The following is a 26438-nucleotide window of genomic DNA, read 5'->3' on the forward strand; positions in this document are numbered from 1 at the left end:
TTTACGGCCTTTATTTTATTTTCAGTTAAAAAAACATGAGTTAGGAATATGAAAAAACTATTAAAAAAAATACTATTCATATGTTTAAGTACGATATTCGTCTTGGCATGTACGACAAACGACTATGAAGAACCAGAAAACACTACCGCCGGTAGAGCTTTCGGTATTACTAGTTTTGATACAGGTCGAACAGGACAACCAATAGATGTGCGTATAACTACAAGTGTTGTTGAATTTACAGATTTATCAATTCTTGCTAATGGCCGAACATGGACATTCCCAGAAGGCGCAGTTGATATTATAGGAAGTGATAATGATACAACTACAGATCTTGAAAATTTCAGTGTAACATTTAAACGTGCTGGTCCAGTAGATGTAGTGTTAGCACCTGTATTCGAAAACCCTGTCCCTACAGAAGTAGCTACAGAAACATTTACATTTAATGCTCTTGAACAAATTACAGCAAGTATTAGTACTGATCTTACACTTGTGAACGGAGCTTTTGAAGTAGAAGCTGGTACAGATGTTACTTTTACTAATAATAGTAGTGAGAGAGATAATGCAGAGTGGAGAGTTATCAATACTACTACAGGTAAAGAAGAAGATCTAATAACCACAATAGACCTAACATTTCCTTTTAAAGCATTAGGAAATTATATTGTGGGTTTAAGAGCATTTGATGATGCACCTTTTTCTTCATCAATAGCAGCTATACCAGTAAGAGTGATTCCATCATCTCAACCTGTAACTGTTGAACCTAAAATAGAAGAAAATGATAGTGGTCAAATTATTATAGCATACTCTAGAGATTTAGATCCTGCAACTTTGGACGCTATTTCAAACTTTACTTTACTAGTTGATGGTGCTCCAGCAATGATTCAATCTATAATGCTTGATCCTAGTAACCCTTCAAATCTTTTGGTAATACCAAGTACAAACATTAAAAACTCTCAAACGGCAACTATTGCATACAATGCCGTTAATTTACGTTCTGCAGATGCTGCTCCAGCTCCTTCTGTTAGTCAAACAACAATAAGAACATTTGGTGGACCAAATTTATTTGCCAATGGCGTATTTGAGGGGATAGATGGTCCTGTTGCTGGTGGAGAAAGATTTTATAGTACTGGTGGGTTTCTATCAGCAGATGGAGGAAACAATATAACAGCAGCTATTACACCTGGTTCTGGTGTTGATGGTTCTTCTGGACTTGTGTTTTCTTTTGCAGCTGGTGCTGGTGCCGGTAACAATAGAACTGTTTTTGGAGATGGTTTAAACGGAGACCCTATGGGTAGAGTTGTACAAGAAATCAAAACTTTAGAAGAAGCCACGTATATTGTAAGAGTTTCAATAAAATATACAGGTGCTGTACCTGGAGAATTTAAATTCTCTATGACCAGTTTTCCTTTCAATTTTGGAGGTATTGTAAATAGCTCAATTACTACTGGTTTTGTCGAAGGTGAATTTGTTGAATTAACAACTGAAATCACACCAAATGCAGGAACTTTAAGTGCGGGTGGACTCGCTTATCCTTTAATTAATGTTGGTGGTGTTGTAGGTGTAAGTGAAGTTACAATTGATAATATTGAGATATTCTTAAAAGAAGAATAAATTATATCATTTACAAAATTATAAATTATAATATTTTATAGTAATTTAAGGGCTGTTCATTAACAGCCCTTTTTTTTAAAAAAAATTATGCTTAGATATTTCCTTATTATTTTGCTTTTTACTAGTTGTTCTAAATCAAAAAAGGTTGAAGAAAATTCATCTCCAGCCACTACTCTTTTCTCCCTTCTTCCAGAAGAAAAAACACATGTAAACTTTAACAATACGATTACCGAAGATTACGCCAATTTTTTTGGAGTTTATAATTATGCATATAATGGTGCAGGTGTTGCAGTTGGTGATATTAATAACGATGGCTTACCCGATTTATACTTTGTAGGAAATCAAGTTGAAGATAAATTATATTTGAACAAAGGGAACTTTTCTTTTGAAGATATCACCAGTTCATCTGGAATAAAATCAAAAAAAGCTTGGCATAATGGAGTAGTTATGGCAGATGTAAATGGAGACAATCTGTTAGATATTTATATCACAGCTGGTGGATGGAATGAATCAAAAAAAGATCGAAAAAACTTACTTTATATCAATCAAGGTAATTCTAAATTTAAAGAAGCCGCAGAATCATTTGGAATAGCAGATTCTGGTTTCTCGGTTATGGCATCTTTTTTTGATATGGATAATGATAATGACTTAGATTTATATATTACAAATAGGCCAAAGGATTTTTTCCTTACTCATGAAACCGTTCTAAAAGGAAAACAACAGTTTCTAGATGATTATAGAGATAAATTGTATGAAAACAAGGGTGGTAAATTTATAGATATCAGCTTCAAGAATGGAATTACAAACACTTTTGGTTATGGTTTAGGATTAGCAACAAGTGATCTAGATAAGGATGGGAATATAGATATATACGTAGGTAATGATTTCTTTGAAAATGATTATTATTTTAAAAATACTGGCAAAGGTATATTTAACGAAGAAGTTCGTAACTTTTCTAATCATGTATCATATTATACAATGGGTGTAGATGCCGTAGACATCAATAATGATGGATTTGAAGACCTTTTTTCCTTAGATATGTATCCCGAAGATTATGTTCGATCAAAAACCACAATGGCTCCTATGAATGTCGAATTGTATAATTCTATTCTAAATAAAGGTTTTTACAATCAATACATGCACAATGTTTTAAATTTAAATAATGGTAATGGATTTTTCAGTGATATAAGCCAACTTGCAAAAGTGAATAGTACAGATTGGAGTTGGGCATGTCTAGGAGCTGATTTCGATAATGATGGAGACAAAGATATTTTTGTTTCAAATGGATACAAAAGAGATTTATGGGATAGAGATGCTGGTATCGCTAGAGAAAAGTATACTTCAAAACCTATAAATCAAAATAAAAGTCCTAACCAAATTATCAAAGAAATAGCTGATTTATATCCGTCCGTTAAACTTCAAAACTATATGTTCGAAAACAAAGGAAATTTATCATTTACAAATCAAGCTACAAAATGGGGATTAACAGAATTAAGTTTTTCTAATGGAGTAGTATTTGGTGATTTGGATAATGATGGAGATCTTGATTTAATCACCAATAATATAGATGAAAGGGCCTTTATTTATAAAAACAACTCAGAAAAATCTGGTAACAATTATATTAAAATAAAACTAAATGGACCAGAGAAAAACACAACAGGTATAGGTGCAAAAATCACACTTTTTCATAATGACAGCATACAATATCAAGACTTTAAAACAGTAAGAGGGTATTTATCTTCAGTAGAACCAGTACTTCATTTTGGACTTGGTAATATTAAACAGGTAGATTCATTATCTATTGTTTGGAATGATGGTAAACAGAATATTGTAAAAAATATAACTGCAAATCAACTTTTAGAAATAAATTATAAAAACTCTATTGCAAATATTAAAAAGGAAAAAGAAGATAAATCACAATTGTTAACTAACAAAAGTGATATAGCATTCACAACACCAATTATACATTTAGAAAATGAGTATGATGATTATAAAGATCAAATTTTATTACCTCATAAATTATCTACTCAGGGGCCCGCATTAGCCGTTGCTGATATTAATAATGATGGATTAGATGACTTTTATTTAGGAGGTAGTAAAGATCAATCTCCTCAAGTTCTAATACAAAATATCAACTCTTCATTCACTAAGAACACGCAAAAAGTATTTGTGAACGACAGAGCTTATGAAGATGTATTTGCACATTTTTTTGATGCAGATAATGATAATGATCTCGATCTATATGTTGTAAGTGGCGGAAACGAATTTAAAGCCCAGGATCAATTCTATAAGGATCGACTATATATAAACGACGGAAAAGGAAACTTTAGCAAATCATCTTCACTACCAGAAATAAAAACAAGTGGTTCTTGTGTTGTTCCTTTAGATTTTGACAATGATGGTGATATGGATCTCTTTATCGGAAGCAGACATGTACCAAGAAAATATCCTTCACCCCCTTCTAGTTTTATATTAGAAAATAAAGATGGAAAATATATAGATGTTACCAATACAATTGCTCCTGATTTTAAAAACTTAGGAATGGTCACTTCTGCCGTTAGCAGTAATATAGATCAAGACAAAAATAATGAATTACTAATTGTTGGAGAATGGATGAAAATTCATGTTTTTAAATGGTTAAATGGTCAATATACTGATATTACTGATTCCTCGGGGCTTTCAAAAACGCACGGCTGGTGGAATCGCATTCAAGCAGATGATATTGATAATGATGGAGACATTGATTTTGTTGTAGGTAATCTAGGTTTAAATTATAAATTTAAGGCTACTCCAGAAAAGCCATTTTATGTATACGCCAATGATTATGATCAAAATGGGACTCAAGATGTCTTTTTGGCAAAGAAAATTGATAATAAGTTAGTACCTATCCGGGGGAAACAATGCTCTACAGAACAACTACCCCATTTAGCAAAGAAATTTGAATCTTACAATGAGTTTGCCAATGCAGAGCTATTCGATATTATTGGAAAAGATCAGAAATCCGCATTAAAATATCAAGTAGAAACGTTTGCTAGCACCTTATTAATTAATGAAGGCGGCAAATTTACCCTTAAAGCATTACCTATAGAAGCTCAATTTTCGGTAATTAATGGAATTGTCATTGATGATTTAAATAATGATGGTATTAAAGATATTATTATTGGTGGAAATCGTTTTGAAGTTGAAATCGAAACTACGCGATCAGATGCTTCGATTGGTTTAGTTCTTTTGGGCTCTAAATCAGGCGATTTTATACCTATGAATTATTTAGAAAGCGGGCTTTTTATACCTGATAATGTAAAAGAAATCAAAAAGGTAAAACTATCAAAGGATAAAGCGGGAATTCTTGTAGCAACAAACAATAGTCCTCTAAAATTACTTATGATCAATAACTAGATATAAAGACTTCATTTTCCTAAAATTGACTACCTGAAGTAAAAGAACAATTTTTACTCAAAAGAAAGTTGTAAAATCAAATACAATTAGTCAATTAAACCACAAAAAAGGTATTCTTTACGACAAATATTAATGCTATTTCTAAAGCAAAAAGGCATTCATCTTAAGATGAATGCCTTTTAACATGATTAATAAACTATAAATATTACTACTTATATTTTTACAAATTTGGCTGTTCCTTTATCCGTAACCAAAAAGTATATTCCTGTTGCCAGATCAGAAATATCAATGGTTTCTTCTGCTCTACCTTCCATAATAAGTATACCAGAGGTAGAAACAACTTGGTATGTAGCAACTTCCATTTCATTATTAATTCTAATAATATCTTTTGCAGGGTTAGGGCTAAATAAAGCAGGGTCGTCAGAAATTATTCCTGTTCTTATCACAGTAAATGGTACACTTACTGCATCAACCCTATTATCAAAAGTTCCTGCATCAAAGTAATTTGCTATAAATAGATAATCCCCTGGTAGCAATGGATCCGCAAAACTTAATGTTAAACTAATAGCTGATAATCCAGTTGCAGCTTGGTTAAGTAATGTCACACCTCCTAATGCATCACCCGTTGGCATTCCCGTACCATCATTAGCTCTTACTTCTACATAAATATCTACAGCTCTTGGAGATTGATAAGCAAGTCTAAAATTAGAAATACTTGTAGTACTTGTAAAACTTGTACGATTTCCTTCTAAACTTATTCTACTAGCTGGGGCAGCTGATACAGTAAATGACACATCCATTGCATCAATTCTGTTCTCAAAACCTCCTGCATCAAAATAAGCTCCTGTAAATAAATAATTTCCTGGAGGTAACGGAGTTGCAAAACTTAATGTTGATGTTATCGTTGATAAACCAGTAGTAGCTGGTTGGTTTAATACAACAACTCCTCCTAAAGAAGCTCCTGTTGGCATTCCTGTCCCATCATCTGCTTTTACTTCTATATAAATATCAACTGCTCCTTCTGCTTCATAAGAAATATCAAAATTTGGGATACTTGCAGTACTTACAAAACTAGTAGGACTACTATCTAGTACAAGTTGATTCACTGGCCCTGCCGTTACTGTAAATGGCACATCAGTAGCAGATACCTTATTAGCAAACCCTCCTGCATCAAAATACGCTCCTGTGAAAAAATAATTCCCAGGAGGTAATGCTGTCGCAAAAGTTAGTGTTGAAGTTATCGTTGATAAACCAGTAGTAGCTGGTTGGTTTAAAACAACAACTCCTCCTAAAGAAGCTCCTGTTGGTATACCTGAACCATCATCTGCTTTTACCTCTACATAAATATCAACTGCTCCTGCTGCTTCATAAGAAATTTCGAAATCAGAAATACTTGTTGTACTTATAAAAGTACTCGGATCTCCATCCAAGACTATTTGTCCCGAAGTTGCTGCAGTTACTGTAAACGGTACATCTGCTGCAGATACTTTATTCGCAAACCCTCCTGCATCAAAATACGCACCTGTAAATAAGTAATCACCAGGAGGCAATGCTGTAGCAAAAGTTAGTGTTGAGGTTATCGTTGATAAACCGGTAGTAGCTGGTTGGTTTAAAACAACGACTCCTCCTAAAGAGGCTCCTGTTGGCATACCAGTACCATCGTTAGCTTTTACTTCAACATAAATATCAACCGCTCCTGCCGCTTCATAAGAAATATCAAAATTTGGAATACTTGTTGTACTTTCAAAACTATTTGGATCTCCATCAAGAATAATTTGATTTCCTCCAGAAGGAGCATCATTAACTGTAGAAATAAAAGTATCTAGTCGTATACCACCAGCATTATTAGGGTTAGAGAAAGTTTGCCCCGCTCCTATTGTAAATTGGATTCTATAATTAGTAAGTGTACTTCCTACATTATTTCTTAAGGCTATAGGGTCGTTATCTCTAGGATTTCCATCATCGTTTACTTGTGAAGGATCTAATGTCCATATATCTCCATTACCTGCGGTAACTTCTGCAGTAGCTGGAAATGTTAACATTGCAGTTGCCGTTAAATTATCTCCGGCAACTAAATTTGTTAAAACGGCTTCTGTACCAGGTAAAGGGAATTCTCTAAACGCCCCATTAAAACCTACAACTTCTAGATTTACAGTTAATTCTGCAATATCAACACTAGAGGTATAAGTAAATTCAACAGGAAAAGTTTGTCCTCTGGTTACAGATGCTATTGGTATAGCTGCAACTCCATTAGTTGCTGCATTAGTAATACTTTCTATTCTAATAACATCAGTTACAGGTGGAGCTGCAACATCTGTAATTTCTAAAATATCTAAATCTCTAAACTCAACATTTGATATTGGACCTGAAGCATTTAAAGGAAAATCACCACCTCCACCGCTAGTAGGTGTTCCTGTAATAGTATTTAAGTCATTATCTGTTGTAAACTTAACTCTATATCCAGTATTGGGTCCTGCACCTACCACAGATAAATCAGATTCTGTAGCTGTACCCCCCGTTGCACTAATAGTCCAAATATTACCTGTATCTGCATCTGTTATTGGATTATCTGATGGAAAGGTTATGGTTGCCATTAAAGGAGCATCCGTTGCAGCGGGTAAATTAGTAAACGTAGCAGCAGAACCTGGAATAGGAAATGTAGAAGGTCCACTTGGGCCAAATGCAACAAATTCTAACTCTACAGTTAATGTACCTATAGCCTCATCTGATGTGTAGGTAAAAGGAACATTAAATGTTCGGTCACCCGTAGCTGATGCTGATACTGTTGTTATAGGAATTGCTTCAGCAGATGCAATAATTGTAATATTTGCTACTGGTGCGGGAGTAGCTGTCACTGTAAAAGCGACATTAGTTGCATCTACTTGATTTGCTGTACTCCCAGTATCAACAAAAGACCCTGTAAACAAATAATCCCCTGGTGGTAATGCTGATGCAAAAGTTAAAGTAGATGTGATCGTTGAAAGACCAGTGGTAGCTGGCTGATTTGTAACAACAACTCCTCCTAAAGAAGCTCCTGTTGGTGCACCCATACCATCATTAGCAAAAACGGCTACCGTAATATCAACAGCCCTATCGGCTTCATACATAATTTCAAAATTCGGAATACTTGCCGTAGTTACAAAACTTGTAGGATCGCCATCTAAAACAAGTTGACTTACCGGAGCGGCAGTTACCGTAAAAGGAACATTAGTTGCATCTACTTGATTTGCTGTACTCCCAGTATCAACAAAAGATCCTGTAAATAAATAATCACCTGGTGGTAATGCTGATGCAAAAGTTAAAGTAGATGTGATCGTTGAAAGACCAGTAGTCGCTGGCTGATTTGTAACAACAACACCTCCTAAAGAAGCTCCTGTTGGTGAACCCATACCATCATTAGCAAAAACGGCTACCGTAATATCAACAGCCCTATCGGCTTCATACATGATATCAAAATTCGGAATACTTGCTGTAGTTACAAAACTTGCAGGATCGCCATCTAAAACAAGTTGACTTACCGGAGCGGCAGTTACCGTAAAAGGAACATTAGCTGCATCTACTTGATTTGCTGTACTTCCAGTATCAACAAAAGATCCTGTAAACAAATAATCACCTGGTGGTAATGCTGATGCAAAAGTTAAAGTAGATGTGATCGTTGAAAGACCAGTAGTCGCTGGCTGATTTGTAACAACCACACCTCCTAAAGAAGCTCCTGTTGGTGCCCCCATACCATCATTAGCAAAAACGGCTACCGTAATATCAACAGCCCTATCGGCTTCATACATAATTTCAAAATTCGGAATACTTGCCGTAGTTACAAAACTTGTAGGATCGCCATCTAAAACAAGTTGACTTACCGGAGCGGCAGTTACTATAAAAGGAACATTAGTTGCATCGGCAATTCTAGGACCTCCTCCCGTACCAAAGGATGCTCCAGTAAAGAAATAATTACCTGGTGGTAATGGCGGTATTGGTGCCATACCAAATACACCCACGCTAGTATTAACTACTGTAACACTTCCAGTTGTAGCAGGTTGATTAGATAACGTAACACCTCCTAAGGCCGAACCCGTAGGGTTACCCATACCATCATCTGCTTTTATCTCAACAAAAATATCTACTGCAACATCTGACTGATAAGAAACATCAAAATCAGGAAAACTAGTCGCACTAACAAAAGTTGTGGTATCACTATCTAAAATAAGTTCTCGTACTGGTGGCGGAGTTACTGTAAAAGGAATATTAGCAGCTGATATTTGATTTGTAAAACCTCCTGCATCAAAATAAGCGCCAGTAAATAAATAATCTCCTGGTGGTAATGGTGGTACTGGAACTGCTCCAAAAACACGAACAGTTGAATTAATTACAACTGGACTGCCCGTAGTCGCAGCTTGATTCCTTAAGGTAACACCTCCTAGGGCTGCCCCTGTGGGATTTCCCATACCGTCATCAGCCTTAATTTCAACGTAAATGTCTACTGCAACATCTGACTGATATGCGATATCAAAATCTGGAAAACTTGAAGCACTAACAAATGTAGTTGTATCGCTATCTAAAATAAGTTCTCGTACTGGAGCAGCAGTCACTGTAAAAGGTACATCTGGTGCGGCTACCTTATTGACAAAACCTCCTGCATCAAAATAAGCGCCAGTAAATAAATAATTCCCTGGTGGTATTGCAGTACCAAAGGTTAATGTTCTTACTATTGTAGACACTCCTGTAGTTGCTGGTTGATTTAATGCAACAACTCCTCCTAAAGAGGGCCCTGTAGGCATACCTGCACCATCATTTGCCTTAACTTCTATATAAATATCAACAGCTCCCGCCGCTTCATACATAATTTCAAAATTAGGTATACTGGTAGTACTTACAAAACTATTTGGATCTCCATCCAAGCTTATGCTCTGCCCCAATACTATGTTGGTTGTCAATAAAAACATAAGCGATAAACAAATTCGAGTAACAAATTTTTCCATGCGATTATTTACTTTAATTATTCTTTAACAATTTAGGGGAAATACCCAAAAACCATAAGTACTAATATTCAATTATATACAACAAATGTTTAAACATTATGTTAAAACAGCAAAAATATACTTGTAAAAAACAATTTTAAATAACAAAAAGAATATGTTATTTTTTACTCTATAAAAATGCCTGATTCTCAATTATTCCCTTAGAATTAAACAGTATTCATAAAGAGAAAAAAGCATTTGTTATACAAAAACATACATCTGTGACTATTAAATACACGAAATAATTGCATTTTCGAATGTATTTAAAACCATAGGACACAATTCATGAAACTTAATCCATCAACCTACTCAAAAAGAATACTAATATTCCTTCTTACTATTGTTACAGGTTTATCTAGTTGTACTACGCAAACAAAAACAGATAATGAAGATTTAGCACAACCCAAAAAGACACAACCAAAGCAATCTACACCACCTAAATATAAATGGCAAAACACAACCTTAACTAATGACGAACGTGCAGATGCACTAATTGAAGAATTAACATTAGAAGAAAAAGCATCTCAAATGCTTGACATATGCCCTCCTATTGAAAGGTTGGGAATACCAGAATACAATTGGTGGAACGAAGCTTTACACGGCGTAGCCAGAAATGGTAGAGCTACTGTATTTCCGCAAGCCATAGCCTTTGGAGCAACTTTTGACGATGATTTAATACAACGTGTAGGAACTGCAATTTCTGACGAGGCTAGGGCAAAATACAATGAAGCTATAAAAATAAATAACAGAAGTAGATATGCTGGATTAACTTTTTGGTCACCTAATGTGAATATTTTTAGAGATCCTAGATGGGGTCGTGGACAAGAAACCTATGGTGAAGATCCATATCTAACAAGTAGAATTGGCGTCTCTTTTGTAAAAGGCCTACAAGGAGATGATCCAAAATATATGAAAGCTGCCGCATGTGCCAAACATTACGCGGTTCATTCTGGGCCAGAAGAATTAAGACATGAATTTGATGCAGTAGTTTCTAAAAAAGATTTATTTGAAACTTATTTACCTGCTTTTAAAGCTTTAGTGCAAGAGGCTAATGTCGAAGGCGTAATGGGTGCTTATAATCGAACTCTAGGAGAGCCATGCTCTGGTAGTCCTTATTTATTACAAGATATCCTCAGAAAAAGCTGGGGATTTGATGGTTATATAGTTTCTGATTGTTGGGCAATAGCAGATTTTCATACATATCATAAGGTTACGAATACTCCAGAAGAGTCAACCGCATTGGCCCTAAAAAGTGGTACAAATATAAACTGCGGAAATGTATACTCAAATTTAAAAAGTACCTTAGAACAAGGACTAATTACAGAAGAATTACTAAATCAAAGACTAAAAGAAAATCTACTTACACGTTTTAAACTAGGTCTCTTTGATCTTCCCGGAAATAACCCATATGATACTATAACTGCAGATGTAATTGATTCTGAAAAGCATCGAAAAATTGCTAGAGAAGTTGCACAAAAATCTATTGTGTTATTAAAAAACAAAAACAATGTTTTACCTCTTAAAAAGGATATTAGAACTGCTTATATCGTAGGCCCAAACGCCTCGAATGAAGAAGTTTTATTAGGTAACTATTACGGGGTAACTAGTAATACTCAAACTATTTTAGATGGTATCGTAGGTAAAGTAAGTCCTGGTACCAGCATTAATTATAAATCTGGTGTTTTACCATTTAGAGAAAACGTTAATCCGATTGACTGGTCTACTGGAGAAGCCAAGCAAGCAGATGTTTGTATTGCTGTAATGGGAATTTCTTCATTATTAGAAGGCGAAGAAGGTGAAGCACTGGCATCTTCAGAAAAAGGAGATAAAAAAACTTTGAAATTACCCCAAAACCAAATCGACTATATTAAAAAACTTAAGAAAGACAGTAAAAATCCTCTAGTCTTAGTTTTAACAGGAGGAAGTCCAATTGCTATTCCTGAAATTCATGATTTAGCAGATGCAATACTATTTGTATGGTACCCTGGTGAAGAAGGAGGAAATGCTGTAGCCGATGTGTTATTTGGAGACATAGCCCCTTCAGGAAAATTACCTATTACATTTCCCAAATCAGTTTCTCAATTACCACCTTACGAAAATTACGATATGAAAGGAAGAACATATAAATATATGGTTAAAGAACCTTTGTATCCTTTTGGCTTTGGATTGTCATATACAAAATTTGAGTATAACAACATAGTTGTAGATTCTGATCTTAATATCTCTGCAGAGGTAACTAATACTGGAAATATTGCAGCTGAAGAGGTGATTCAGTTATACATAAGCTCACCATTAGCAGGGAAAGAAGACCCGATATATGACTTAAAATCATTTAAAAGAGAATTACTAAAACCTGGAGAAACAAAAAAAATAGTCTTTAAGTTCAGCCAGAATTCGCTAAATCAATTTAATGAAAATGGTGAAGAGATCTTAAGAAAAGGTAACTATAAAGTATATATAGGAGGTGCATTACCATCACAACGAAGTCAAGACCTAGGAGCTACTCCGTCAATTTCAACAGAAATTACTATTTAATTATGTCGTAGACACACTTAATATTAATATAGATAAACATATATAAAATCAACTTTAATAAAAACTTGCAAGATATCTTTGTTGATATTACTATGTAGTATTGTCTGTTCTTTTTATTTTCTTGCGTTAGCAAACAGGTAAAGAAAAATCATAGTAAGCGTATTCCTAACAAACTTCCTAGTATTATTTTGATTATTGTAGTTGATATGTATATTCCAAAAATCCAGAGTAATACCCGATAATATTAATAGTATAAATGTAATTCTTATTTTAATAGTCTAAAATACAGCTAGGAAATATTCTATTCTGGAATATCAGCTATAAAATAGTGGCGAGAAAAGTATTCAAGAATGATCATGTTAATATGAAATGATCAATTTATAACTAGAAGAGCGCCTCTATAATTACGATGAGAATATGAGTCAAGAAACTTATATTTTTGCAAATACCATTTGATCTTATAGAGCACTAGAAGAAGGAATAAAATTCATTAAAAAATCAAAACTCAGGAAGATAATAGTATAAAGTCAGCCGTTTAAAACTGGAGGCGTTTATCAAATCTCCAAAACGTTAGTAATTTGAGTGATTTTTTGGTAAAAAACGCTTAAAAAAAATGTTTAATTCGCAAAAATGTTTGCAATATTTACAACGAATTAATGTATTTATTACATTTAATATAATAATCCATACTTACTAGTACAATATTCTATTTTACAAGCCTTTAACATAATTTATTTCATTATATTGTATCTATAAAAATATAAACTAAGCTTAATTATTTAATAAATACGTAGATCTACAAAACACTTCCGACAGGAAGAAGCTTACATTAAATTTAATACATATTTTTAGAAGTTTTCGCATTATTTTAATGTGTTAATGGGAGTCGTTTTGTCTTTTACGAAAACGTTTTCGTTAAAATTATTTACCACTATATATTATCAAACAACTCTTAAAACCTATAGTAATATTTTTAATTGATGTATAAACACATTATGTCTTAACTGGGCATAAACACACTTTTAAACACAAACAAATGAAATACTTAAACACAAAAACACTTATTGGTATATTATGTTTTATAGTATATCCGATTTTAACATTTGGACAACCGCCCGGTAATGGCTGGGGAAACCCGGTATTTCAAGATGATTTTAACGGTAATTCTTTAGACACTAGTAAGTGGAGAGTAAAGAATAACAATGGTAATGGAGATGGAGAAGGACAGTTTAAAGCTAATATGGTAAGTGTGGCTAATGGCATTTTGACCATAAAAAACAATCTTGTTAGCTCAGGAACAGCCGGAAGAAGAGGTGGATGGGTAGATTCCAAAATAAAATTTGGAAATGGTGGAGCTTTTCCTAAATATGGATATTTTGAAGCCGACATTAGAATAAATCGCCAAGGAATTAACTTCAATTGGATAGGTGGAAAAATATGGCCTACGTGGTGGCTATGGGAAGGGGGACAAAGCAATTACATCCCTACCGAATTTGATATCATGGAATATAGTAGATGGACTAATTTTAAAGCTAATGGCAATGCAACTAGTTCTCACCACTACAGAAACAAAGCTTCTATTGGACCTGGTGGAGCCAAAAAATTTGCTATTACTGATAAAAATTCACCAAGAGACGAATTTAATTGGCACAAATGGGGAATGCTATGGACTCCTACACGAGTTACCTTTTATTATGATGGAGTACCTTATGGATCTTCTGATCGTCCTGAAGATGCAGCAAAAGAAAATGTGCCTTTAAAATTAATTTTTTCTTCAAGTCCACATGTAGTAACGCATCCAGATACTCCACCAAGATTTGCTCCAAAAGTATCTGATATCCTTCCTTCTTTTCAAATTAGATCCGTAAGAGTATGGCAAGGAGGTAACGCTGGTGACGGAAATAATGGTGGTGGGAATAATGGCGGTGGCAATGGAACTGTGGTTAAAATTCCAGGAACACTTGAAGCCGAAAATTATAAAGCTTTATCTAATGAAGTAAGAGTAGTAAATATCCCAAATAATAAAAAAGCACTTGGGTATATTAGAAACAACTCATGGTCCGAGCACTATATTGATGTTCCAGCTGCTGGAACTTATGCTATAGATGTGTATGCTTCTTCTGGTGGTAGTGGAGGTACTATAGATTTTACTATTAACGGAAATACATTGGGAAAATTAGATGTTCCAAAAACTAACAATTGGAATGACTATAAAAAAGTTTCAACAGGAAATATATTTATTAATGCAGGAGTAAAAACAGTTCGTCTTATTCACAAAGGTGCCGGCCCATATTTATTTAACATAGATGGATTTGTATTCAGAAATGCTTCGGGCAAAAGCGAATTTATTGCCCCTTCAAAAGAAACAACAGTAAGTCAAATAAAAATTTATCCAAATCCATCAAAAGGAAATTTCAATATCGATTTTAACCAAAAAACTAGTAATGTATCTGTTGTATTAACTGATATTACTGGAAGAATCGTATATCGAGAAGTTATAGAAAATACAACTAGTCAATCCATAAATATACAAGGAATGCCACGTGGTATTTATATACTCAATTTGCAAGGCAAAGATTTAAACTTACAAGATAAACTAGTCATCGATTAAAGCAGTTATACTTAATAAGCACCTTGGAATTATCAGATTCAGGAGGTGTTTGTTCAAGTATGCTTATCTGGTTTTATGCCTGAAAAATGATATAAATTTATTCAAATCTAATAAGATACTTGACTCTCATATTTTAGTTTCAAAACAATGTGCTGATTCATTAATTTATAACAGACTTTTTATCAAAACATAATAAGCGATTGGATCAAAACTGAACTCTTAAGAAAACTTAATATTTAAAACACAAACAAATGAAACAATTAAACACAAAAACACTTATTGGTATATTATGTCTTATGATATACCCGATGATAACATTTGCTCAACCACCCGGATCTGGATGGAATGTAGTATATGCTGATGAGTTTAACGGCAATAGCCTCAATGAAAACAGATGGTTTATTCGAACAAATGGCGTTTTTACTAGAGACCAAGTTGTTGTAAATAATGGTACACTCAAATTAAAAAACACGTATACCAATAATGGGGTCATTAAAGGAGGTTGGATTACTTCTAAGCAAAAATTTGCTGGTCCAGGCAATATTAAATATGGTTTCTATGAAGCTAGAGTTCGTATCCAGTGGAATCCCAATGGATCTATTTGGCCAACATGGTGGATTTGGGGAAATCGTGTAAATGGTGAAACCACTACCGAAATTGATGTCATGGAGTATAGTGGATTCTCTCAAAAATTCTTCAATAACAGAGCTACTTCTTCCCATCATTATAGAGGAAAAAGAAATATTAATGGAGTTTCTAGTACAACCACAAGTGCTAACAATGTATTAAACAGAAATCCATTTGAATGGCACCGTTGGGGAATATTATGGACACCAAATGAATTGTCTTTTTATTATGATGGCGTAAAATATATGTCTTCTGCCCAACCAGGCGATGCCGCAGCAGAGAATAATCCTTTGGGGCTAATTTTCTCTACAAGTCCACATACAATAAATGCCGATCCAGAACAACCTGATAACCCAACAGCTGCAAATGCTGCGAGACCTGGACAAAACTTTCCTGCTTTAGAAGTTGACTGGGTTCGTATCTTTACTGGTGGAAATGTCGGTGGAGGTAATCCTGGTGGAGGAAACAATACTATTGTTGCACTAAGAAAAGGAAATGCAACTAACTTTGGTATAGATGGTAATGTCGGTGGAGCAAATGGTCAAAATGTATATTTATGGTCTGCTAGTAATGGTAATGTTAATCAGCAATGGGTAGAGATTAATCGAGGAAACGGATATTATTCATACCAAAAGAATAATACCAACTTCTGCCTTGATGGTGGCAATGGCGGTAGCAATGGTCAAAATGTATATCTTTGGACTTGCTCAAACAACAACCAAAACCAACACTGGAGAAAAGTAAATGTAGGTAATGGGAAATTCAGACTAGAAAAAAGAAATGCTTCTGGATTTTCTATAGATGGTGGTAATGGTGGTGCCAATGGTCAAAATCTCTATTTATGGTCTTCCAGCAATGGAAATCAAAATCAACATTGGCAGTTCTCTACTATTAGTTCAGCCCGTAGTCAATTTATAGGACCGCTTAAAGAGAATGCTGATTTGAAAGTAGCTCTGTATCCAAATCCTAACAATGGAATCTTCACAATCGATTTTAATAAAAATATTAAAAATGCCACAGCCATAATCACAGATATGAGCGGCAGGGTTGTTCATTCAGCAGATATAGAAAACACTACTCAAAAATCAATTGATCTACAAGGATTACCTAAAGGTATTTACCTATTAGATCTACAAGGAGAAGATATTAAAATACAACATAAACTAGTTATAGAATAAACATAACTTAGTCTAAATCTTCAACATAATAATAAAAAGGCTGTCTGAAAAGACAGTCTTTTTTTGTTACCAAAAGTTTCGCATTTTATATTTAGGCATGCTTTTTATGAAGTTAGTATAAATCAAACCTTTTTTGATACCTACACTCTCTTATTTAAACATATGGTATAACACATATGTTCTATAAATACAAACATCTGTAGCTACAGAGTTTAGTTTCAAATCAGAATTTAGTGATCATATTAAATTAATAGATTAGAAATTTTATCTTATGAAAAAATATAGTATTATATTTTGCCTTATCTCTATTTATACATTTGCGCAAAACCCACTAGTAACACACATGTATACCGCAGATCCAACTGCTAGGGTCTTCGACGACAAATTATATATTTATCCATCTCATGATATTGTACCTGTTTCTGAAGAAAATGCTCCAAAATTCTGTATGCCAGATTATCACATTTTTTCATTAGAAAATGGTGCCACATGGAAAGATCACGGAAAAATTCTTGATCAGAATGAGGTTCCTTGGGGTAAAAAAAATTCATTAGGCATGTGGGCGCCTGATTGTATAAAAAAAGGTGACACTTACTACTACTACTACCCTGCTCAACCCGAAGATGGATCATTTTTTAGACGAATCGGTGTAGGAACATCAAAAAATCCAGCTGGACCATTTAAATGGGAAAAAAATTACATAGCAGGTGTTAAAGGTATTGATCCAGGACTACTTTTAGACGACGATGGAAAAGCATATTTATATTATGGAGGTGGTGATGATATTTATGTTGCTAAGCTAAAAGATAACATGAAAGAAATTGAAGGAGAACCGATTAAAGTAGAAGGATTACCTTCTAGTTATAAAGAAGGGTCTTTTCCTTTTAAATATAATGGAACCTATTACTACACATTTGCTCATGTTTTTCCAGAAGAAGGATACACTATTGGCTATGCAACTAGTAAAAGTCCTCTTGGTCCTTTTACCTATCGTGGTAAAATCATGGATAATATAGGAAATGGAACTAATCATCACTCTATAGTACAATACAAGGGAAAGTGGATTTTATTTTATCATTGGTGGGAAATAAGCGGATACAGTAGATTACGCTCTATGCGCGCAGATTACATGGAATTTAAGAAGGACGGAACAATCAAAAAAGTAAAACCAACACTAAGAGGGATAACCAAACCAACTATAGGAGACACCATTCAGATAGATCGCTATAATGAGATAAAAGGAGCTAAAACTGCTTTTGTTGATGGGAACGAACCTAAAGGGTGGATGGTATGCGATACAAAAATGATGGGACAAGTTAAATTTAATGATGTTGATTTTGGTAATGGTCAAGCAAAAACTATTGCTGCACGTTTTGCTTGCGGACAAAGAAAAGGAAGTTTTGAAGTACGACTAGACAATCCTAAAGGTAAATTAATTGCTGAATTCCCTGTACATTTTACCGGAGGTTGGAACACATGGGAAACTATGGAAGTGGATGTAAAAGAAAAAGTTACAGGCATGCAAAATATTGTAGTAGTCTTTAAATCCATGTGGGGAGCAGATAAGATTGCAAACCTTAATTGGTTAATTTTAAAAGATTAACACTATACAAAACAAATGCAATTACGCAAAAATCTCAAAAATAAATTTTTGCGTAATTGTTTAATATAATATTTTAGTAATAGTCCCAAAAATCATATTTCTCTCCCCAAATATTTTCTTTTTTATCACCCAATCTTATCGATTCTGTCTTCATTTCATTTCGCATTTGATGCAATCTAACTTTATATTCAGGTTGAAAAGACAGATCTATAACCTCCCATGGGTCTTTCTTTATATTAAAAAGTTGAGTTACTCTAGATCCTGTTTCAAACTCACCTCTAGCCTTGGTAAAATCTTTTGCTCTAACATATTCTATCAACTTATAATCTCCTTTTCTATAAGCTCGCTGAAACTGTTTATATGCATGATATGTATATACTCTATGTTTCTTTCTTGGTTCTTTCATTACGGCTAATAAACTTTTTCCTGTAACAGAACTGGGTATTGGTGTTTTGGTAATTTCGCAAATTGTAGGAAAAATATCATGAATATAGTTATATGCCTCTATCGTACTTCCTTTATTTTTTATAACTCCACCCGCTAGAATTAAAGGTACATGAACACCATCTTCATCATAAATATTTTGTTTACCTATTAAACCGTGGTTTCCAACTGCTAGACCGCTATCTCCTGCAAGAATGATTAACGTATTATTATAATTACCACTTTCTTTTAATGTTTTAATTACACTACCAATTTGTGCATCTAAGTGTGAAATTATGGCATAATAATCTGCTAATTGTTGTTGAACCACTTGTTTGGTTCTTGGCCAAGGTGCTAATTCTTCGTCCCTTAATACCATATGTCCATTATCAAATGGATGCTGTAACATATATGACGGAGGTAATTTTATACGATTTACATCATATATTTTTTTGTACGCATCTGGAGCTTGACGTGGATCATGTGGTGCATGAAATGCTAAATATATCAAAAAAGGCTGTTCTTTATCGTATTGTGAAATAAATTGTGATGCGCTTTTAGCAAAAATTTCCGAAGTATGGGGCCCTATATCCTCCGTACCAAAAGGTCCTTTTTTATCTTGATCATTCAATGATCTTCTAATTACTTTTCCTTCTTTATCATATACTAAAAGGTAAGCATCGTCTTTACTAAATTTTCCTTCCTTATCCCAATCCCACAAAGGCATTCTAAAATGATCTGTTAGGTATAAACCACGTCCCATAATCTTATCACCAGAATCAAATGAACGTACTAAAGAATTATTATCTTGATGCCACTTGCCTACTATATGAGTATAATAGCCCGCTTTTTTAAAAGTTTCCCCAATAGTAGTATGAGATTTTGGAATAACATGCCCTTGTCCTTCTAGCTGAAAAAGGTTTCTTCCTGATAATAACATCGCTCTACTAGGTACACAGGTAGCACCAGAAAAAGCTCCCATCAAATAAGTGTTAGAAAAAGAGATACCATCTTTTACCAAGCTATCCATATTAGGAGTTTCGACTTCTTGATTTCCCAAAGCATGCACCCCTGTGTATCGATGATCATCAGTATATATAATCAAAACGTTAGGTTTTTCTTCAGAAGCTGTAGAAGTATTTTGTGCAATAGTTGCATAGAACGAAAGAAAAAACAATAGTTTGGTTATCGATTGTAAGTACCTTAAGTTTTTCTTCTTCATTTTATTTTATTTTCAAAGTATCATTAGTGCTGGTTACTACATCTTGTAAAACAATAGATTTTCTTTCGTCTTTTGTTTTTATATCAAATTGTACTCCCGACATATTAAGATCTTCTATATGTCGACCATAAATCCCATAGGCAGGTAGTACTTCAAAAAAACTATATTCAGGATATTTGTCAATTTGTTCACTAACTTCTTTTAAATCTGAAATAAGTCCTTTACCTGGGAGTGTAATTGCTATATTTTCAAGTGTTACTTTTCCTATTTTATGATCAGGAGTTCCTGTCATAAAAATACCAGTGGGCGGTGAAATTCTTGATTCTTTTATATTTCTGGTGGTAGCAATCACATTTTTAATAGAAATTTTACTTATTGAACCTACGGTTTGTTTATCTGCATTTCTATAGGTACGCAGACGTTCTCCTAATCTAATAAAAATGGGCATATCCACATTGTTCATGTTTATATTTTCGATTTGGATATCATGAATATTAGCTCCATCTACACTTAGAATTTTAATTCCTCCTCCTCTAGTATCATTAATTTGACAATCATTTATCTCGATATTATAAAAATCTCCCATAGATTCTGTACCAAATTTTAAAGCTCCCCATTCACTTTTTAGATTACAATTTTGAACTTTTATATGATGCGTAGGCAATGGGCTGGTTGTCTTAAAACAAACAGCATCATCTCCTGTATCAATTGTACAGTTTTTTATTTCAACATTAAAACTCGAATCCAGATCAATCCCATCGTTATTTTGATTTGCATGGCTATAGATAGATACATTATCAACTATTATATCATGAGACTGATAAAAATGACATGTCCAAGCTGCCGGTTGTCGCAATCTTATATCCTTTATCTTTACATTAGAGGAATTCACGAACCGCAGTAAAAAAGGGCGATTTATTCCAAACTTCTTATCGTTAGGATTGATTTTTAATTCTTTCTTTTTAGCCACAATATTTTCATAAGTAAATGCCGCCCCGTTTCCGTCTATTATGCCATCACCAATAATACTAACATCGGATAGTCTTATACCACCAATAAGGCAATTTCCTCGTTCCTGTCCGGTAGCATCGACAAAAGTATCTATACTTTGGTAATCTAAAGGATTTGAACTTCCTAACAATGTTGCATTCTGTTCAATTTGTAGAGTTACTTTATCTTTTAGTAAAATGGTTCCCGAAATATATATACCATCTTTAATTACTACAGTTCCTCCTCCATTTTTATGACATGCATCAATTGCTTTTTGTATAAATACGGTATTTATCTTCAAGCTATCTCCAACGGCTCCATAATCTCGAACATCAAAATCACCTGATTTTGATGAACAAGAAAGCATCATCAAAATAATCGCCAATACTAAAACTCTTGTATACATTTTCATTAGTTTTTTATTATTTCTTTTTCTGAAACACGTTTTCTATTTGTAAAAATATTGTGCACTTCAGCATCAATAACATCATTAAAAATAATAGGAAATCGCTTATCATTAGATACCGTTTTTAAGTGAATATTTTCAAGATATAATCCTTTTACATGTCGTGCATAGACTCCATAAGATGGCAATGTTCCTACTAAATGAAATTCGGGCCACCAGCCATCTAGCACATCTAATGTATATTCTTTGATATCATTCTTCTGGGCATCTTTTTCTGTACCGCCACCGCTAACAGTCATCTGTATATCTTTAAGTATAATATTTTCGATGTAATGCCCTGTTATACCTGTTATGAATAATGCTGAATTTTTATCTATTTGACTATTATCTATCACCATATTTTTAAAAATAAAATTATGCATAGCTTTCATAGGGTACATTTCTTCAGGAGCGTCTACACACGCTTTTTGCTGCGCAAAAGTCATAAAAATAGGTCTGGGAACATTTTTCATAATTAAGTTTGAGAATACCATATTTTTCATTTCTCCACCTTCGTTCATTTGTATTTTTAAACCTGAATCATCGATATTACTAAACGTACAATTACTTACTGTTACCGATTCAAAGTTTCCTCTAGAAAGAAGACCAATCCTCATACCTGCCCATTTACTTTCAAAAGTGCAATTTGTGACTACTATATTTTTGCAAGGAATATTAGGTTGTGATGCTTGTAAACAGATAGAATCATCACTAGTATTAAATGAACTATTTGAAACTCTTACGTTTGAGCAACCGTCAAAATCTAATCCATCTCCATTATGATTTACTCGGCTATGAATCTTAATTCCATCTACATTGATCTCATTGCAATATAAAAACGCTGAAGTCCAAGCTGCAGGGTTTATAATTGTTACATCTCTTAAATGAATATCTTTACTATTCATTAATCGAATTAACATTGGTCTTCCTGTTTTATTATTAAAATTATTTGGATGCCCGTTGCCATCTATAGTTCCGTACCCCTCTATAGCGATAGATTTTACTTCATTTGCATAAATTAAGCATCGATCCATATGTGGTTCGTTTTTATACATGTTTTTATGTGTCTTATCAGAATAATCTTCAATATTAGGGCTCCCTAATAAAACAGCACCATTTTCAATATGAAGCGTTATAAAATCTTTTAAAAATATGGTTCCGATCACAACTTTTTTGCCAGCAGGAATTATCACTTTACCTCCTCCATTTTTTGCAGCAGTATCTATTGCTAATTGAACTGCCTTAGTATCTTTTGTAACCCCATCCCCTTTTGCACCATAGTCTAATACATTATAATCTTTTGCTATTAGGGATACATGTAAACTTACTAGCAGTGCTGTTAATATGATTATTCTCATCTCGTTGTTTTCTTTGTTTCAATAACTTAGAACATTATCATTAATTAGTTCTTCTAATTTGAATCTCTTTATTTAATTAAACCATTTGGTTATCACTTCTTTAATTATTTTTGATCGATTTTCGTAGAATACTTTGCAATCTTTCTTCTTCAAGTAATACATTCTCTGCATGTGGATCTAACCAACCAGGAGCAATGTTTTTGGCATCCCATTTCTTATATTCTAACTCTAAATTTGCTATTATCTCTGGGTTCTCATCAGAAATATCATGTCGTTCATAACTATCTTTTTCTAAGTCAAATAACAAAGTCTTCTTTTTGTATGCACTTTTATATAACTTAAAATTCCCTTTTCTAACTGCATATTCAAAACCACCTACAGATCGCCAAAACAATATCTCATGCGGATTAGTTTTCTTTTTTTCTAAAATATAGGGTAGTAAGCTCGTACCGTCTAATTGTTTTTCGTTTGAGACATCCAGTTGCGCCGCTTCTAAGAACGTAGGAAACAAATCAAGAGAACTAATTGGTTTTTTATATTTTTGATTAGGTTCTAGTTTCTCTGGCCATGTTATAAAAAATGGCACTTTTATTCCTCCTTCAAATAGCATTCCCTTATGCCCGCGATTTGGTCTGTTATCGGCATTTAAACGTCCTCCATTATCACTTAAAAAAACAACGATAGTATTCTCTTTAATTCCGTTTGCCACTAAGGTAGAATCAATTCTTCCTACACCTACATCTACAGCATTTACCATAGCTGCATATACATTTCTATTTCCGTATTCTATATGCTTAGTATTTTTTAAATATTTTGCTGTTGCGTGGTCGGGAGTATGAGGTGCATTGTACGCAAGATAAATAAAGAAAGGGGTTTTGTCTTTTTTAGTAATAAAATCAATAGCTTCATCTGTAAAATCATCGGTTAGATATGATAATTCTTCTTCTGGAACTTTTTTACCATTACGATAAATTGTGTTTAAAGCACCTTTTGAAATTCCCCAATAGTTCATCCCTCCTCCTGGGAAACCAAACCAATGATCAAATCCTTGCGATGTAGGATGTAAATCAGGATGATCTCCTACGTGCCATTTTCCGATAGCACTTGTTCTGTATCCATTTTCTTTTAAAGCTTCCGAAATCATTTTTTCTGAAAGAGGTGTACCAACTGAAGCATCATTATTTCCTTCATATGGCATATTACAATCATGCCCAAAACGAGCTTGATAACGTCCAGTTAGTAAACCAGCTCTTGAAGGACTACAATACGGATGAGATACATATCCGTTAGAAAAAACAACTCCTTCTGCAGCAAGTCTGTCCAAGTTTGATGTTGGAATATCAGTTCCTCCATTAAAGCCAACATCAGCCCAGCCTTGATCATCTGTAAGAATTAAAATAATATTAGGCTTATTGTTGTTTGTTTGTTCAAGTTTCTCTACCGAAACTTCTTTTTTACAACCATATAGTATTAATATAAGAAGTATAAACAGGTATTTTTTATTCTTCATTTTCTCGTTGTATTTAATGTTGAAATTATTTTTCCTTCCTAAAATAATGACATAAGTAGGATCTTGAACTTTGATTTAAATTTTACCTATTTTTCTATAGGTTTTAAAATCACAAACAGAATCTGATAAAAAAATATAATATTGTACATAGTCTACTTCACCTATAATTTCCTTATCATCTAAAAATCTACAATCCAAATAGCTAATACATTTCTCATTACTATTTTTTTATGTTTTTATATTTTATTTCGGATTGACTATCATGAGTATATCTGACCACTTTATGAGATCCTGATCCACGAGCATTTTTTATCTCTGCTTTCCAGGCTTCTTTTAATTTTTTCAAAACAATTTTGTGTTCTTCTTCATCAATTAAATTATGAAGCTCTTGGGGGTCATTTTTTAAATGATATAATTCTTCAAAAACAGGTTGCTCTCCTTTTAAGGGGGATTCTATAAAGTTGCGATAAATAGGAATATCTCTATCATTCACTTTATACAACATTTTATTAATATCAATCCCTAGTTCTTTAGCTATTTCAATTTTTTTATTGGCAGGAAAAGTATTGTTATCATAGTATCTTATATATTTCCACTCTTTATTTTGTACTGCTTCACATCTGGGGTTACCAAATTGAGTAGACCATAAATTTTCTGTAAATACATATTCTCTAACCTCTTTTTTATCTCCCTGAATCAAATTAGAAATATCTTTTCCTTGAAAAGATTCTGGAATTTCTATTCCTGCCATAGCCAACATGGTTGGGGCAATATCTATAGTTTGCACAAGGGCATTAGTTCTTCTTCCTTTATTCTTATTTTTTAATGATGGTTGAACCACAAGCAAAGGTACATGTGTTGTTTTTTCGTAACATAAAGCTTTACCTCCTATACCTTGTTCTCCCATAAACAATCCATGATCTGAAGTAAAAACAAGTACTGTATTATCATCTAATTTTAAGTCTTTAAGCTTTTTTACTAGATGACCAATCAGGCGATCAATACCTGTCATGGCCTGAAGTTGTCGAATATATCTCTCTTTTAAATCTTCAGGGTTATCTACATAATCATATCCTGTTTGCCTGTTTTCTACTTTATATAGATCTGATGGTAGTTTTGGTGTTTTAATATCTTTTTTTGCAATATAATTTTGGGGTAAAGGAATCTCTACATCTCTATAAAGGGTTTTATATATATCGTCATCGGTATCTTTTAACTTCATCGTACTGGTGCTTGCACCATGGGGCAAATTAAAGTTAATAGATAGTAAAAATGGTTTATTTTTTGGTCTACTATCTAAGAAATGAACGGCTCCTTCTAACTTTCTTTTATTTGTGTCTAAAAAATCTATAACTCCTTCTGCAATAATTTCATTTTGGGTATCTGATTGTGCTTTATGAAAAATCTTGTGTCTATCTTTCGGATAAAACGACAAATGTCCATGACTGGCATACCAATAGTCAAAACTCTTCTCCATCACTCCACTTTGATATCCTCCATTACCAACAGGTGCATGATTTTTGCCTATCCAACCGGTATAATAACCTGCATTTTTCATGATTACAGGGTATGAATTTTCCCATGCTTCTTCAGAAACACTAGTCCCAGAATTAAAATTCACAGCATGTTTTCTTTCATATTGACTTAATAAAATAGAGATTCTACTAGGTGTACAAATGGCACTAGTAACATGCGCATTATCAAACAAGACGCCCTCATTTGCCAAAAGGTCTAAATTAGGAGTTTCTACAATAGGGTTTCCAGTACACCCCATGTAACCATAGGGTTGATCATCGGTTAAAATAAAAATAAAATTTGGGGATTTTTGTTGACCTAATACACTAAAAATTGTACTATTAACAAGTATTAGATAAATTAGCAAATCGATTTTTGTCTTTACGTATGTCATGTTGTAAT

Annotated in this window: 12 protein-coding genes; 6 read left to right on the forward strand and 6 right to left on the reverse strand. The window is 33.5% G+C overall.

The genetic code is table 11. From position 1 onward, the window contains the following. The first annotated feature begins 48 nt into the window (after nt 1–48). Complete coding sequence (locus D1816_RS09200) at nt 49–1608, forward strand: hypothetical protein (RefSeq protein ID WP_118502405.1); 1560 nt, start codon at nt 49–51, stop codon at nt 1606–1608. Between the two features lie 87 nt (nt 1609–1695). Continuing rightward, nucleotides 1696–5004 carry a VCBS repeat-containing protein gene (locus tag D1816_RS09205; protein ID WP_118502408.1) on the forward strand — a complete coding sequence of 1103 codons (3309 nt, stop codon included), beginning with the start codon at nt 1696–1698 and terminating at the stop codon, nt 5002–5004. Nucleotides 5005–5216: 212 nt separating this feature from the next. Here the strand turns inward: D1816_RS09205 and D1816_RS09210 are convergent, their stop codons facing one another. After that, nucleotides 5217–9980 carry a T9SS type A sorting domain-containing protein gene (locus tag D1816_RS09210; RefSeq protein WP_118502410.1) on the reverse strand — a complete coding sequence of 1588 codons (4764 nt, stop codon included), beginning with the start codon at nt 9978–9980 and terminating at the stop codon, nt 5217–5219. Between the two features lie 324 nt (nt 9981–10304). Here D1816_RS09210 and D1816_RS09215 point away from each other — a divergent pair, with 324 nt between their 5' ends. The 4 genes from D1816_RS09215 (at nt 10305) to D1816_RS09230 (ending at nt 18573) form a co-directional block, all read left to right on the forward strand. Next, a complete protein-coding gene (locus D1816_RS09215) occupies nt 10305–12554 on the forward strand; it encodes a glycoside hydrolase family 3 C-terminal domain-containing protein (protein WP_118502412.1) in 2250 nt (749 codons plus the stop codon). Nucleotides 12555–13590: 1036 nt separating this feature from the next. Then, nucleotides 13591–15165, forward strand: a complete 1575-nt coding sequence (locus tag D1816_RS09220) for a carbohydrate-binding protein (RefSeq protein WP_118502414.1) — start codon at nt 13591–13593, stop codon at nt 15163–15165. A gap of 251 nt (nt 15166–15416) precedes the next feature. After that, nucleotides 15417–16970: an RICIN domain-containing protein gene (locus D1816_RS09225; protein WP_118502416.1), complete on the forward strand. Its 1554-nt coding sequence runs from the start codon at nt 15417–15419 to the stop codon at nt 16968–16970. Between the two features lie 271 nt (nt 16971–17241). Then, nucleotides 17242–18573 carry a family 43 glycosylhydrolase gene (locus D1816_RS09230; RefSeq protein WP_118502418.1) on the forward strand — a complete coding sequence of 444 codons (1332 nt, stop codon included), beginning with the start codon at nt 17242–17244 and terminating at the stop codon, nt 18571–18573. 73 nt (nt 18574–18646) lie between these two features. On the opposite strand, the gene D1816_RS09235 is transcribed toward D1816_RS09230, so the two are convergent. The 5 genes from D1816_RS09235 to D1816_RS09255 all read right to left on the reverse strand — a co-directional run bounded on the left by D1816_RS09235 (nt 18647) and on the right by D1816_RS09255 (nt 26430). Beyond that, a complete protein-coding gene (locus D1816_RS09235) occupies nt 18647–20218 on the reverse strand; it encodes a sulfatase-like hydrolase/transferase (protein ID WP_118502420.1) in 1572 nt (523 codons plus the stop codon). 1 nt (nt 20219) lies between these two features. Next, nucleotides 20220–21614: a glycoside hydrolase family 28 protein gene (locus D1816_RS09240; protein ID WP_066319699.1), complete on the reverse strand. Its 1395-nt coding sequence runs from the start codon at nt 21612–21614 to the stop codon at nt 20220–20222. A gap of 5 nt (nt 21615–21619) precedes the next feature. Beyond that, nucleotides 21620–23011 carry a glycoside hydrolase family 28 protein gene (locus D1816_RS09245; protein ID WP_118502422.1) on the reverse strand — a complete coding sequence of 464 codons (1392 nt, stop codon included), beginning with the start codon at nt 23009–23011 and terminating at the stop codon, nt 21620–21622. Nucleotides 23012–23111: 100 nt separating this feature from the next. Beyond that, a complete protein-coding gene (locus D1816_RS09250; protein WP_118502424.1) occupies nt 23112–24521 on the reverse strand; it encodes a sulfatase-like hydrolase/transferase in 1410 nt (469 codons plus the stop codon). Between the two features lie 220 nt (nt 24522–24741). After that, the gene (locus D1816_RS09255; protein ID WP_118502426.1) at nt 24742–26430 is read right to left on the reverse strand and encodes a sulfatase-like hydrolase/transferase; all 1689 of its coding nucleotides are present in this window, start codon (nt 26428–26430) and stop codon (nt 24742–24744) included. Nucleotides 26431–26438 lie beyond the last annotated feature (8 nt).

Source organism: Aquimarina sp. AD10 (genome assembly GCF_003443715.1).
GTDB lineage: Bacteria > Bacteroidota > Bacteroidia > Flavobacteriales > Flavobacteriaceae > Aquimarina > Aquimarina aggregata.